We start from the raw sequence: 13,556 nt of genomic DNA, 5'->3' as shown, positions 1-13,556 counted from the left end.
CTCCGGACCGGCCTTACTGCTCGCCGATAGCAGCCTTGAATTGCGCGTCGGTCGGCACGCCAAAGCTGTAACGCTGCACGAGCTTGTCGTAGACGCCGTTGGCCTTGATCTTCGCCAGCGCCGTCTCGAGCGCGGCCTTGATTTCCGGATGCTGCTTCGAGACACCCAGCCCGAGCACCACCGGATAGAGAATCTGCTTGGTGCTGATCCTCAGCCGGCCATGTGTCTTGTCGACCGCGATCTTGAGCACGGCCACGTCGTCCGCCTGCGCCTCGACGTTGCCGGAGACGACGGCCTGCGAGGCTTCCGCCGAGGTCGGGAATTCATGGATGTCGACGCTCTTGCCCTGGGCCGTACAGACGTCCTTGATGGTCGAGATGTAGGCTGCGCCCTTGATAATGCCGATTCGCCTGCCGCACAGCGCGTCCGCCGATTCCGGGCTGAACTTGCTGTTGGCCAGCACCATGAAGCCGAGACCCGCGGTCGCGTAGGGAATGAAGTCGATCTGCTTCGCGCGCACCGGCGTGACGAACATGCCCGAGGCGATGACGTCGAATTTGTTGGCCTGCATGCCGAGAATCAGGCTTTCGAAACGCGTGTCGATGAACTGGACTTTGAAGTTGCCCGCTGCGGCGAGAGCATTCATCAGGTCAGGGTCAATCCCGGCGGCCTGCTTCGCGTCGTTAAAGTAGCTGTAGGGCGGCGATGTGATATCGCTACCGATGCGCAGCGTCTTGCCGGCGAGGCTCTGCGCGTGAGCCGCAGAAATGGTCAGAATGCAAATGGCAAGGGCTTTAAGCGCGGCTCTCACAGATGTCCTCTTTCACTATAGGGATAAATTGCAAGACGCGGAGACGAGCGAGCACGGGTACGATGGTTATCGTCTTCCGCTCCGACCTGACTCCAGCGGGCTCGAAATGATCGCCGATTGAAAAAGGACAAACAAGACAGAAAAACTCGATGTGAGTTAGAATAACTTATTCTAAATATTTATCACCATCAAAATATAATCCAACCTCTCGAATGAGGTGATGTTGATGTAAGCGCACCTTACAGCATGGAAGAAATTATTACATTTCTAATTTGCTGATCTGGCGCCGCACATATCATCCAAGTCGGCGGCTAGAAAGCCTAAAAGTTTGGCACGGAACCGCCACTGCGCTTGATGGGTTAGGCACCTTGCCATAGCAGAGCCTCGCATCCAGTAACACAAACTACCTTTTTAGCTTTTTTTGATATGATCGCTTGTCGAGTTGAGTAGCTGGGCTATTGCTTAGAGAGGAGCAACAGCCGCAAGGGCTTACACACTCAGCAGCGCCCCCTGGGCGCGACCATCAAAAATATCTGACCGGCTGTTCTCCGAGATTGCTCGTCGCCGGTCCAACAGACTCGGAGTTCCCTCATGGCTATTGAGGCCTTGGAACAGTTGCTCGGCGCCCGTTTCACTCAGTACGAGCGGCTCGTCAAACTCGACACGCCGATCGGCAACGACGCGCTTGTGCCGCTGTACGTAAAGATCAGCGCGCGGCTCGGCCGAAATTTCGAGGTGGTTGTCGATGCCTTGTCGACGAGCGGGGACTCGATTCAATTCAAGACGCTGCTGATGCAACCGGTCACGCTCTGGATTCAGCAGACTGACGGAAACTATCTGCCCATCCATGGCTACGTGCAGCGCGCTCGCCGTCTCGGCAGCGATGGCTCGGTTTCCTATTTCCAAATCCATTTCTCTTCTTGGCTGACCTTCCTGAAGCTGAGCAGCGATCGACGCGACTGGCAAGAAGCGAGCGGCTCACAGATCCTGGGCGACGTGTTCGGCAAGCATCCCCAGGCGAATGGACAGTACAAGCTCGAGCTGCGCGCCGCGATGCGCTCGTACTCGCACCGCGTCCAGTGGGAAACCGACTGGAATTTCGTCCATCGCAGCATGGAGGAGGTCGGCGTATTCCCGCGATTCGATTTCGCGAAGGATGGGAAGTCGCACCAAGTCGTCATCATGGACGATCTGTATTTCGGCCCATCGCTTCCCGCCGGCGATATGAAATTCAGCCACTCGAGCATGAACGAAGAGTTCGACGGCCTGACGCAGCTCGGGGAGCAGCAGGACGTACAGAGCGAGTCCCTCACGCTCGGCGCGGCCGATTACAAACGACCGAATACCGATCAGCGGGTCAGCACGCCGGCGGCTGATCTGGACGAGTTGCCCGGGCAGGGAGAGGACTATCTCTACACGGGCTCGCAAGCCTGGTCGGATAGTGGCATGGGCGAGCAACAGGCGCGCATCCGCACGGAAGAATGGGCGTCCCGCGCGAAACGCTACTTCGCCGTCGGCAGCCCGCGCTATGCCCTGCCGGGCTACTGGTTCAAGCTGACCGGTCACCCCATTCTGGACAAGCTTCCGCAGGAAGATCGCGAGTTGTCCATCATCGCTAGTGACTGGCTGATTCAGAACAATATCCCCGGCATCGACGCGTTGGCGCGGTTTCCCCGCAGCCTGCGCACCGAGGTCGAACAGGCACGCGCAGCCGGTGCTGGCGCCGCCGTCACGCACGGCGACGGTGGTGTTGGCTTTATCCAGGTTGAAATCGAGGCGCAGCGCCGCCGCACACCTTTCCGTAGCCCTTTCGAGCACCAGAAGCCGGAGGTGCATCTCCAGACGGCCATCGTCGTGACAGACAGTGACGAGGAGATTCTGACGGACGAGGGTAATCGGGTCCGTGTTCGATCGACGAACAGTCGGAACGACCCGAAGATGAAGTCGACGAATTGGATTCGTGCTGCCATGCCGGACGCAGGTGCGAAGCGCGGCGGCTACTTCCCGCTGCGCAAGGACGACCAGGTGCTGCTGGGATTCGTGAATGGCGACTGCGACCGGCCGGTCATCATCTCGCGGTTACATGGTGGATCGACGATGCCGGTGTGGAACACGCACGGCTTGCTGTCGGGCTTCCGATCCCGGGAGTACGGCGGTGACGGCTTTAACCAACTCGTCATGGACGATGCCACGGGTCAAAACCGGGTTCACCTCTACACGACGAGCTACAACTCCCATCTTCACCTCGGTTATCTTGTCGACCATTCGGACAACACCCGTGGCGCGTTCCTCGGTAACGGCTTCGACTTGAAGTCCAATGCGTATGGCGCCGTGCGGGCGGAGCAGGGACTCTATGTATCGACGCAGCCGGCGAGCGACCAGCCGCTGAACGTGACGGCCGCGACGGAATCGCTGGCACGTGTCGAAGCGGTGTTCGAGACCGCCTCGAGCGCTAGCGAGACCAATCACGCCGAGAGCCTGCAAGCCGGGCAGAAAGCGCTGAAGTCGTTTACGGACGGGACGCAGAAGACCATTGCGGGGACAGCGAGTGGCGGCCGAACGGCCGGCGGCGGCACCGGGAACGCCAATGGTTTTTCGAGGCCGGTCATGCTGCTGTCGAGCCCCGAGGGCATTGCGACGTCCACGCAGCAGTCAGTGCATCTGACGGCGACGCAACAGGTCAATGCGGCGGCCGGCGAGAACATCAATCTCGCGGCGGGAAAATCCCTGCTCGCCAGCGTGCTCGATAAGGTCAGCGTGTTCGCGCAAAATCTCGGTATCAAGATCTTTGCGGCGAAGGGACCGGTCGATATCCAGGCGCAGGGGGGCCCGCTGTCGGTCGTGGGCCTGGAGGACGTGAAGATCGAGAGCGCAAACGGTCGACTGGTGCTGACCGCTGCGAACGAGGTATGGATTGGTGCCGGCGGCTCGTACATCAGCATCAAGGGCGGCGTCATCGAGAACGTGACGACGGGCCAGATCCTGGAAAAATGCGCCACGTGGGACAAGCCTGGCGGGGCGAGCGGGACGATCCGCGACAAGTTGCAGGCGACGCCGATCGCCGGCGACGGCGGGCGTGGCACGCCGTTCTCGGGCTGAGTGTATTGCGCCGCGCCTCACGATAAGAAATGAACGAGAGATTCCGATCACCATGAGCCAACACCATTCATCCGGGCCCCATACGGCGCCTGCGAAGCCGGCGACATCGCCTTCCACATCGAGCGCGCCCGCGCCCGAGCCGTACAAGCCGCTCGCCTGGGCCTTTCCCTTCACGCCCGCCGACAAGAACGACGGGAGCGACCCCATGACCTATATGAAGGCATTGGCCGCTGCCGAGGACGGCTTCTATCCCCTGGGCGCGAATGGCATGTGGCACGGCGGCATCCATTTCGACCAGAACACTGCCAAGCACCTCAAACAAGACGAGGGAATTCGCGCGATCGCCGACGGCGAGGTGGTGGCCTACAGGCTGGACAGCAAATACCCGGAGCAGGACTACCAGGATGGCCGCCATGCCCTGTATTCCACGGGCTTCGTGTTGGTGCGGCACAAGCTGCAGCTCCCTCCGCCACCCCCGCCGAAATCCGACGCAAGCAAACAGGCCGGTGGCCAGCCGGCCGCGGCGCCTGCCTCTGCCGCGCCAGCGGCCGCCAGTAAGGCATCTGCCGATTCGGCACCTGCGGCTTCGGCGCCCGCTGCTGCGCCGGCTTCCAGTCAGCCCCGGCCAGGTGAGACGCTGACTTTCTTCAGCCTTTACATGCACCTGATGGACTGGAACACCTACCAGTCCGCAGCGGCCCAGGCCAAAGTTGCGCAAGTCGACGCTGCAAAGTTGAATATGGCGCCCATGCCGTATTGGGAGGGAGAGCGGTTCTATCGGGTCGGCGACAAGGCGAACGACTCGCAGGATGTTCCCAAGCCGAAAGTCCCCGCCGCACCGCCGCGTGATTTGACCGGCGAATTCATCCAGAGCGACTTCAAGACAGTCCCTGAACCCGATACCCCCGACGACGACACGGCGAACCTGCCGCCACCGATCAAAGGTATCCGGATTCGCGAATCTCCAAACGGCAAAATCATTGGGATTCTACCGAAAGGTTCCGAATTGACGGTATCGGACACCGACGAGGCCGCCAAAGCGAAGCCCGGCTGGGCGAAGATCAAGGCCATCAAGTCGGGCACGCCGACGGCGGCTGTGGTGGGCGGCACCCCTTCTCCACATGCGCCATATGGCTACGTCTATGCCAAGGAGTTGGACGCGGTCGTGAACCCGCAGCCGCTGGATTCGGTCGTCGTGTTGAAGCAGCCGTATCCCGTCAAGGCAGGCGACGTCATCGGCCAACTGGGCCACTACCTGCGCTACACCGAGGCCAAGCTGCTGCCGGCGAAACCAACCCGGCCTCTTCTTCACCTGGAGGTGTTCGCCGGGCCCGAACTCGAGGCGTTCATTCGGAAAAGTCGAGCACGTGCGAAGGAGTTACCGGCCGCGAAGACATTCTTGGAGATCTCTCCGGGGGCGCGCCTAGTCACCGAGCTGGCCGAGCCGGATCAGAAGCTGCAGCCGGGCGTGAAGCTTGTCCCCGTTGACACTAATGCCAAAGGCAAATGGGTCAAGGTCCAGCCGAAGACGGCCGCGCCGGTCCATGGCGGTCGCCATGCGAAACCCACGTACACGAATTCGGGTGCCCCGGTATGGGTCGACGGATCGCTGGCCAACACGACAACGTCGGCGATCGTTCCGGGCTGGAAGGATTTTCCGCTCAGCTTCTCCAACGCGAAAGGCCCTGGTGCCGACTTCCGCGATGTGTTCCGCCGCGTCGACCTGGATAAGGCTGGCGCGGACAGCACGGTGAAGGACGACAAGGGCCGCGCGTGGTTCCTCGTGACGATCGGCGCGAAGGATGGCAGCGCGCGGCAAGGATGGGTCTGTGAGCAAGATCATCCGCTCGTGCGGATGTGCGGACCGTGGGACTGGCCGGGCTTCGAATTGATCGACAACAGCAGCATCATGCCGATCGATATGCTCAAGCGTTACATCCATGTCACCGAGCAGTACCTGGCCGACGAAAGCAAGACGGAGTTCGAGGCGAGCGCGGCGACCGTCAATGCCGGCCCGCTGATCACGAACCTCGAGAAGGCGATCGATACGGACCACGATGGGAAGGTCACCGCGCTCGAGCTGAAGCACGCGCAGGAGACGCCGTGGATGGCTGAGGCGCTATCGCATCTGGTGGTTCGGTGCGAAAGCGAATGGGGCGGTGGCCTCAGCAAATGGGAGGCGCTGTCACCGCTGATGAAGAAGTTGCTTTGGCTGTGGAAGACGGAGATCGAGCGGATCGGCAAGCTCCAGTGGTGGGAGCAGGTGGCGAGCGTAGAGGGTTTCCCGAAGCAACCGAGCCCCTGGCATTTCCATCCAATTGGTATAGTAGGTAACTTCGCCCAAAAAAGCGAAGAGGGTTGTGGCGATTGCGCCGCTCGTTTCAAGAAGATATCTAAAATTATTCTGAATCACGAGGGCGGAATCGTGGATCACAAAAACGACAAAGGCGGACTCACAAATAGAGGGATAGCTTGGCCGACGTGGCAGAAATACGCCAAGGAAGACCTCGGGGTCGAGCCGACTATCGAAAATCTGAAAGCGCTTACCGAGAGTCAAGCGGAAGTAATTTATTTGAAGAGATTTTGGGAACCCAAAGGATTTTGCCAATTCCATGACGACCGCATTGCTCTTATGACATATGACTGGACGATTACATCTGGCGGCGCCGTAACGCAAATTCAGAAAATGCTGAATTCAAAATACGGAGCCGGTGTAGGTGAAGATGGCGGCCTTGGCCCCGACACAATCAAAGCAATAAACGCGGTTCAAGATCAGGATCAGTTGCTCCAAGATATCGCGGAAATTCGCCGAAAATACTACAAGATGCTGGTCGACAATGACTCTAGCCAAGTCGTTTTTTTGAAGGGTTGGCTTGGTCGTGTTGACGATTGCCTTCAGGTGAAACTATGAATAGATTGATACGCACTTTTATTGGATTGTGCCTTCTTATTGGATCGGAGGCAGCGATTGCGCAAGCGCCTCAAAATGAGGCGAGTCCACTTATTGGCGAATGGCGGTATGTGTCTACGCAACACCAAGGCACGAAGCCATACTCCACCTTTGTCATCAAATTACACAAATCTTCTGGCAATCAGATTGTAGGAAATTATTGCTTTATTACCGAGGAAGGGCGAAGAATTGATTGCGACCCCGAAGGAAGCAACAATTTGAATGGGACGGTATCGCCCGACGGTTTGCGCGCCACGATCAACTTCTTCTCGTTCTTTGGCGCAAAAAATGGAACCTCGGACATTTCGATAAATAAGGGAGAGTTGCACTGGAAGGTTACAAAAAATCCTGACGGTGACTTTTTTTACGGCCCTTTCGATGTTTACCTGACCAGGGATAGCAAAGCTTCCGGGCTTAAGCAGGTGACCGCAAGTCGAGCGTATCTATACGCAGAGCCAGCCAGCAAAGACAAATCAAAATCCTACATAATAAAAGGGGACACTGTTGAATTATTAAAAATTTCTGACGATCTCAAGTTCTGGATGGTTAGATATACCGCGAAAGACGGGAAGAGTATAGAGCGCTGGATTGAGTGCGGGACAGTTAACGCATGTCCATAGCACGGAGCAAAGATGATCAATTTGATTCGGGTCGGCGACGACACCGACCACGGCGGCAAGGTGGAAACCGGGTCGCAAACGATGCAATTCGACGGCCGGTACGTCGCCCGCAAGGGAGACCGCGTTTCCTGTCCGCAGCACCCGGACGTGTCGCCCAATGTGATCGAGGAGGGCGACACGTCTTTCACGGATGCGGGCGTGCCGATCGCGCGGCATGGGCATCACGCGACATGCGGGTGCCGTCTATTGTCCAGCCTCGTCTAGTCGCCCGCTCCCCGGGCCGTCGCGAGCCTAGCCCGGCGGCACTGTCAATCCGGCTCGATCTGCATCTGCTGGACGGCCTGCTGGCGACGCTGGCGCTGAGGTTGGCTGTTCGTCTGCTCGGCGAGCTCGTGCTCGCGGAGCGTCTCGACCGCGCTGGTCTTGTCCTGGTGCCGGGTCACGGCCGCGCGGGCCTTGGCGTCGTCGGTGGTAAAAACCTGCAGGTCATCGACGGCGCGCGTGAGTCCGACGTAGAAGCTGCGATCGCCGAAGATCCGCCGCACGGTCATGGCGATATCGGATTGGCGGCGTTCGTCCTCCGCATCCCGCTCGAGCTTATGCGCAGGGATGTGGAGCATGGCTTGCTCACGCGTCGCGCCCTGGCCCGCGTGGACGGTCGCGGCGTAGGCGTGATCCCAATGACGTTGCGCGTCGAAATCCCACGGAATCTCCTTGCCGTCAGCCAACCGAACGATCGCCTGGTTCTTATCGAGGGAGACCACCGTCGCCTCGTGACCGTTCTTCACGAGCTCGTCTCCGCGCGTAAAGCGGATGACATCGCGTGCGGCAAGCCGGCGCGTCTCCGTTTGATACACCTCGACCTTGTTGTACTTCTTGGGCTCCCATTCCATGAGCGATCCGTCCGCCTTGCGCAAGACGACGATCCCTTCGTCGGCCCGCGTCTCCACGACCGACATGTATTCGCCGCGCGCGGCGAGGATCTTCTGGTAGTTGCGCCCGAAACGCACCACCATGGCCGGCTCGTAATACTGCGCCTCCTTCTGCATCGCCCGCGTCATGTCGCCGTATGAGGTCAGGATGGTCTCGGTCGATTCTTCCGAGCCGATCTCGCCCCGGTCGCGCAGCCGGTCCCGGATGGCATCGTTGATCTTGACCCGGTCATCATTGAACGGCGTGATGATGATCGTCTGATCGCGCTTGTCTCCTCGCTCGACATACTCCCGCGCGATGATGTCGATCAGGTCGGACGGATTCTCCTCCACGGTCACCCGGCCGGCCCGCTGGAGGTACTCGAATGCCCGGTCATTGCGCGACAGGTTCAGGTCGGTGAGAGACTCACCCGGCGCCAGGTCGGCCGTACCGACCGTGATCGCCACTGCCTGCTGCAGCTCGGGATTCTTCTGGCGTTGGATCTGCGTCATCTGGGCGGTCGCCACACCTTCGTCCTGGAGCAGTTCGAACGGCTTGCCGGCTTCGATGGCCTGCAGCTGCAGCCGGTCGCCAAGCACAATGACCTTGGCATCCGCTCGCTCGGCCATCTTCAAGAGGCGCGCCATTTGCCGCTGCGCGAGGAACGAGGATTCGTCGACGAGCCAGAGCTCGGGCTCGCGCTTGAGGTCTGGCACGTACTCCCGCAACAGCTTGAGGTCGTCTTGCCGGCGCTGCTCGTGGATCTCGAACATGGTGACCGTGTCGGCCTTGACCCCAGAATCGTTCTCGAGCTGCTTGGCGGCCTGGCCGGTAGCCGCCATGCCGCGAACGAGATATCCCCGCTCGTGCGCGATCTGGACGGTGCCCTTGACCATGGTGGTTTTGCCGACGCCGGCGAGACCCTGGACAGCAACAATGCGGTCTTCGCTGGTCAGCGCATGCGCGATCGCTCCCCGCTGGCCGCTCGTGTAGTCGAAGGTCGGATCGTTGCGCTCCAATCGAGCCGCCTCCACGGCCTGGTCGATCCGAGCCTTGACCAACTCGGCCGGCGCGATCGCCGGGGTGGTTCCCCGTTGTGCAAGGGCGGTCTCGATCGTCCACTGCTCGGTGTTGAGCATCTTCTGGGTCGTAATGTTGCCATCGGGAAGCTTCACGATCTTTCCCTGTTCGACCAGCTTGTCGTAGGCGCCGAGGATCTGCTTTGGACCGGTGCGGCCGACGGCGTGCTCGAGCGCCGTCTGGACCACGTCGTGCTTGTTCAACACGATCTCGCGCTCGCCGAGGTGCGCGGCCGCAAAGCGCAAGGCGTCAACGCCGGACAGCTGCACCACGCGCGCGTCAGTCCCAGCTTCGCGTGCCTCCCGCGCCTTCGCCTCGATGCTGCCGTAGTCCAGCCCGACCGATTGGGCGCGATCGCGCCACTTCTCGGACAGGGTCGCATGGTCGACGTCGACCTTGCGCTCGCGGGTCGCCAGCACGGCACGCTCCTTCTCGGCCGGTGTCGCGGTAGCGGGGTCGATCCCATTCGCTCGCAGCCAGCGATCGCGCGCGGCAGAGCGCTGGCTGAAGTGCTCGATCTGCTCCCGGGTGACGCCGACCAGCTCGAAATTCCCATTCGCATCCGGCGCCGTGATCGCATAGCCGCGCTTCTGCAGACCGCGGGCGAGCGACGAGGTGTAGATCGCGCCGATTACCTTCTGCTGCACATAGAGCTCGTCGTTGGTGAGGGATCGCCACTCGCCATCGGCGCGCTGGGTGGCATTCATGACCAGGGCATGCGTATGGGTATCCGGGTCAAGATCCCGGCTCGTGTTGTGACGGAAGAGGGCGACAACCAGGTTACCGGTCGGCTCGGCCAAGGTCTCGCCGTCGACGGTTTTGCGGGCCTGGGCGGCAAACTCCTCGACATACTCCAGCGCGTCGTTGACGGCTTCCTCGTGGGCCAGCCGGACCTCGCGATCCTCGAACACCTCGGCCGCGATGCTCACGCTCTTGGGTGCGGAAAACGTCAAATCGATCCCGGGCCGGTGCATGACCTCGGGCTCGCCGTTTTCGTCCAGCACCACCCGCCCGAGCTGTTGGCCGTTCACCTGGCCGGACAGCAGCTTGAAGAATGCGTCACGCTCTACCTGGCCGTTCAAACCGAGGGCGGCCGCCCCCTTGCCGAACCAGCCAGAATGCTCGAGCCCCTCTTCGGTCGTGTAGTAATTGTCCTTAGAGAAATAGTGGAGGGCGCCCCCGACACTGCCGACGTTGTGCATGCTCATCATGGCGGGTTACCTCAACAGGTCATCGAAGCCAAGCGAGCCAGACTGACCCCGGTCGGATTGGCTATCGCGAGGCGAGGCCTTGCCCTGAACCTCACCGGTATCCGCGTCGACCACCACCCCCGACGGGAGAACGATGAGGTTCGAGCCATCCGAGCCCGGTCGGGCGTCGGAGGGCGAGCTCGTAGCCGCTTCAGCCGGCGTCGGCAAAGGTGTCGGGGGCGTGCCGGCAGGTGCAGGCTTGGGCGCGCCCTGGGGCGCGGACGATGCTGGTGCTTGAACCGGCGCGGTGGGCTGGGTCGGCGGCGTCGACTTGGCCTGCGTGGCGGCCGCGGCCGCGGGCAGTGAGGCCTGCTGCGCGGATGCGGTGGCCGGCGCCGTCAACGCAGACGCGGGCGTGGCACCAGTCACGGGGGCCGCGGCGGCGCTGTCCCCCGGGGGAAGCACTAAACCGAACGATTTGCGAGGAATGTACGATTTGGCGATTTTTGCATGCGGCACGTAGCGATACTTGACCCGGGCAATCGGATAAGGGCCAGGCGTCACCACATAGCCTTGCATGTCGGGCAAGCGCAGAATTTCGGAAGAGAGCACCAGGTCACGGAGGTTGCGCCGCGCGAAAACGCTCATGCCGTCGCGGCGCTCGTCGATGCCGAGATTGACGCTTTCCTCTTTTTCGTCAAGATCAGCTTGACCGATCGCGTTGGCCAGCGCCTTTGCGGCGTCGCCATCGGTGACGCGCAGCAGGAGCTTGGTCTGACATCCGGAGATGATGGTCCTGGCCAGGTGTTCGCCGTAAATCTGGAAGAGCTGCGAGAAGTCCTGAAGGCCGATGACGAAGCAGCCGCCAAACTTTCGAATATTCGTGACCGCGAGCTTCATGATTTCGAGCTTCTGCAGCGTCGGCAGCTCGTCGTAGAAGTACCACAGGCGCTCGCTATGGGTAGGCTCAAGCGTGAGAAGCGACCGAATGGCGATATCGCACCAGAGACTGATCAGCGGCAAGATCGCGAGTTTTTGCTCCTCGTTACAGGATATAAACAGCCAGGAATCGTCTTTCGGATCCTCGTTTTGAACCCATTCGCGAATCGAAAACGACTCACCTTCGTCATGCAGATACCGGAAGCAGTCGAGCTGGTTCTGCACGGTCATCTTGAGGCTCATACCGGTGCGCTCAGTGATCGGGTCCACGTAGGTGGCGGCGGCCTGCTTGATCAAAACGGCATGCAGTTCCTCCAAGTTGCTGTGGGCGATGGCCCTGTAAAGCGCCGCGTTGGTGCGCTTTCCGGACTCGCCCAGGGCACGGATGGTGTCCTTCAAGACCATGCGCCCCGCCATGGCAAAGAAGGGGTCCGGGACGTTGGGCGGGATGGGGATCATGCCCTCCGCGATACCGTCGTTGTGGTAGTCCTCCTGGATCTCACGCCAGACGTTCCAATTGGGACTGCGCGCGTCGAATGGGTTGAGGATGACGTCCTTGCCCTCGCGAAAGTAGGTGGCGGTGAACTCGCCGGAGGTGTCGTACACAATGGCGCGTCTTCCCCGAGCGCGGACCTGGTCGATCAACGCAAAGAACTGCTGGGACTTGCCCGTGCCTTGGGCGCCCGCGATGAGCAAGTTGAGGTTCTCAGCGGTCTTTCGCATAGGCACGCCGGCGATGCGGTACGGGCTGGCGTCGTCCTGCGCTTGCAGCTCCTTGGTCAGCTCTTTGGCCTTGACGAGCCGCGCGCCGCGGATCTGCTTGTCGGTGAGCCTGCCTCGGCCATACTCCATCCAGAAGATGACAGCGAAGATAAAAACGCCGATGGTGGTGAGCACGGCATAGAGCGCAGCGTTTCGGACGTAGATGAAAAACTCGTCGGCGGCCTCCTCGGTAAAAGACAGCGCTGCGTCCGGCGGGAGATTGGTGACGTCGTCACCAAAATGGATCGAGACATCCGGGTTGGCCATGGGCACGACGGTGAGAAATTCTGCCTCGACGTGTTTGATGGCGAGATAGCGAATCTGCGCGGACGAGATCAGATAGAGGTAGGCGCCGCCGGCGAGCACGCCCACGACCATCGCGGACACCAGCACGGCGACGATGGCGCTGGTCAAGAGCTTGGCCTGCTGCCACCACAGGATCGTGCCGCGCGAAAAAGTTGCGAGACTGCTCGGCGCGCGTGGATCAGTCATGGGCGGCCCCCAGCAATTTTTTGGTTTCCGCCTCGGCGGCATCCTGAGCGTCGTAGAAGATCTGCTGGTTCTGCTTGGCGGCGATAGCCTTGAGCACTTCTCGGCTGAAGAACGTCGCTCGGACCAACTCGGCCGGCAGCATTAGCCCCGAACCGTTTGGCGTGCCACTTGCGTGGTTGCCGTTAATTTTTGCGGGATCCGGGAAAAGGGCGAGCAGCGCCGTGAGCCGCTTTTCGAGCTGAACGACGTTGTCGTTCATGACGCCCTGTGCGAGAACTTGTCGACAATACTCGGACACCGAGACGCCAGCCTCGTTGGCTTTTCTGCGATAGAACTCGTTGGTGGGCTTGTCGAAGCGGAGAGTAATACGGTCGGATTTGCCTTTGCCGGCATGACTGGAACGTGGCATATGCGCCTCAACAGACACATCACCCCATTTTTCCCCGACTGGCCTTCGAATGAGGCCAGCTAATCAAATAGTTACGTCATTATAGCGGATCGCCAAACATTTCGGTGTCCGACGTCTTCAATTTCTGGCTGCGCGCGGGCTTGGTTTATTTCTTTTCGCTGAATCAAAGACTTGCTCGGAAAGCATCGGTTCGGTGTCAGACATTATGGAATCCAAAGCTAAATTTCGATGCCCATTTTTCGTCCTCGCGGCGTCGTTTTTTTCACCCAGGTGCTGCGCATGCGCTGTTTGT

Annotated in this window: 8 protein-coding genes; 4 read left to right on the top strand and 4 right to left on the bottom strand. The window is 60.4% G+C overall.

What is annotated here, in order from left to right; all coding sequences use genetic code 11:
* Positions 1-13 precede the first annotated feature (13 nt).
* Positions 14-811, bottom strand: a complete 798-nt coding sequence (locus tag QZM72_RS22755; protein ID WP_124077034.1) for a transporter substrate-binding domain-containing protein — start codon at positions 809-811, stop codon at positions 14-16.
* Between the two features lie 591 nt (positions 812-1,402).
* Between QZM72_RS22755 and QZM72_RS22750 the strand changes: the two genes are divergently transcribed.
* The 4 genes from QZM72_RS22750 to QZM72_RS22735 are packed head-to-tail and all read left to right on the top strand — an operon-like array spanning position 1,403 to position 7,744.
* Positions 1,403-3,910: a type VI secretion system Vgr family protein gene (locus QZM72_RS22750; RefSeq protein WP_301739294.1), complete on the top strand. Its 2,508-nt coding sequence runs from the start codon at positions 1,403-1,405 to the stop codon at positions 3,908-3,910.
* A 52-nt stretch (positions 3,911-3,962) separates the two neighbouring features.
* The gene (locus QZM72_RS22745; RefSeq protein WP_301739293.1) at positions 3,963-6,821 is read left to right on the top strand and encodes a glycoside hydrolase family 108 protein; all 2,859 of its coding nucleotides are present in this window, start codon (positions 3,963-3,965) and stop codon (positions 6,819-6,821) included.
* A complete protein-coding gene (locus QZM72_RS22740; RefSeq protein ID WP_301739292.1) occupies positions 6,818-7,480 on the top strand; it encodes a hypothetical protein in 663 nt (220 codons plus the stop codon). Before QZM72_RS22745 ends, QZM72_RS22740 begins: the two co-directional genes overlap by 4 nt.
* Before the next feature lie 12 nt (positions 7,481-7,492).
* Entirely contained in the window at positions 7,493-7,744 is a 252-nt protein-coding gene (locus tag QZM72_RS22735) for a PAAR domain-containing protein (protein WP_103691615.1), read from the top strand.
* A gap of 44 nt (positions 7,745-7,788) precedes the next feature.
* On the opposite strand, the gene mobF is transcribed toward QZM72_RS22735, so the two are convergent.
* Genes mobF through QZM72_RS22720 form a run of 3 tightly spaced genes read right to left on the bottom strand, consistent with a single transcriptional unit; the run spans position 7,789 to position 13,264 of the window.
* The gene (gene mobF, locus QZM72_RS22730; protein WP_301739291.1) at positions 7,789-10,683 is read right to left on the bottom strand and encodes a MobF family relaxase; all 2,895 of its coding nucleotides are present in this window, start codon (positions 10,681-10,683) and stop codon (positions 7,789-7,791) included.
* A gap of 6 nt (positions 10,684-10,689) precedes the next feature.
* Entirely contained in the window at positions 10,690-12,855 is a 2,166-nt protein-coding gene (locus QZM72_RS22725; RefSeq protein WP_301739290.1) for a type IV secretion system DNA-binding domain-containing protein, read from the bottom strand.
* Positions 12,848-13,264, bottom strand: a complete 417-nt coding sequence (locus QZM72_RS22720; protein WP_186153284.1) for a hypothetical protein — start codon at positions 13,262-13,264, stop codon at positions 12,848-12,850. Before QZM72_RS22720 ends, QZM72_RS22725 begins: the two co-directional genes overlap by 8 nt.
* Between the last annotated feature and the right edge of the window lie 292 nt (positions 13,265-13,556).

The sequence above is a fragment of the Burkholderia sp. AU45388 genome, from assembly GCF_030481585.1.
Lineage (GTDB): Bacteria > Pseudomonadota > Gammaproteobacteria > Burkholderiales > Burkholderiaceae > Burkholderia > Burkholderia sola.
This window is presented reverse-complemented; position numbering and strand designations above follow the sequence as displayed.

Coding starts and splice junctions, on each gene's coding strand:
- QZM72_RS22750 (WP_301739294.1), top strand. CDS start 1,403: ATGGCTATTGAGGCCTTGGAACAGTTGCTCGGCGCCCGTTTCACTCAG.
- QZM72_RS22745 (WP_301739293.1), top strand. CDS start 3,963: ATGAGCCAACACCATTCATCCGGGCCCCATACGGCGCCTGCGAAGCCG.
- QZM72_RS22740 (WP_301739292.1), top strand. CDS start 6,818: ATGAATAGATTGATACGCACTTTTATTGGATTGTGCCTTCTTATTGGA.
- QZM72_RS22735 (WP_103691615.1), top strand. CDS start 7,493: ATGATCAATTTGATTCGGGTCGGCGACGACACCGACCACGGCGGCAAG.
- mobF (WP_301739291.1), bottom strand. CDS start 10,683: ATGATGAGCATGCACAACGTCGGCAGTGTCGGGGGCGCCCTCCACTAT.
- QZM72_RS22725 (WP_301739290.1), bottom strand. CDS start 12,855: ATGACTGATCCACGCGCGCCGAGCAGTCTCGCAACTTTTTCGCGCGGC.
- QZM72_RS22720 (WP_186153284.1), bottom strand. CDS start 13,264: ATGCCACGTTCCAGTCATGCCGGCAAAGGCAAATCCGACCGTATTACT.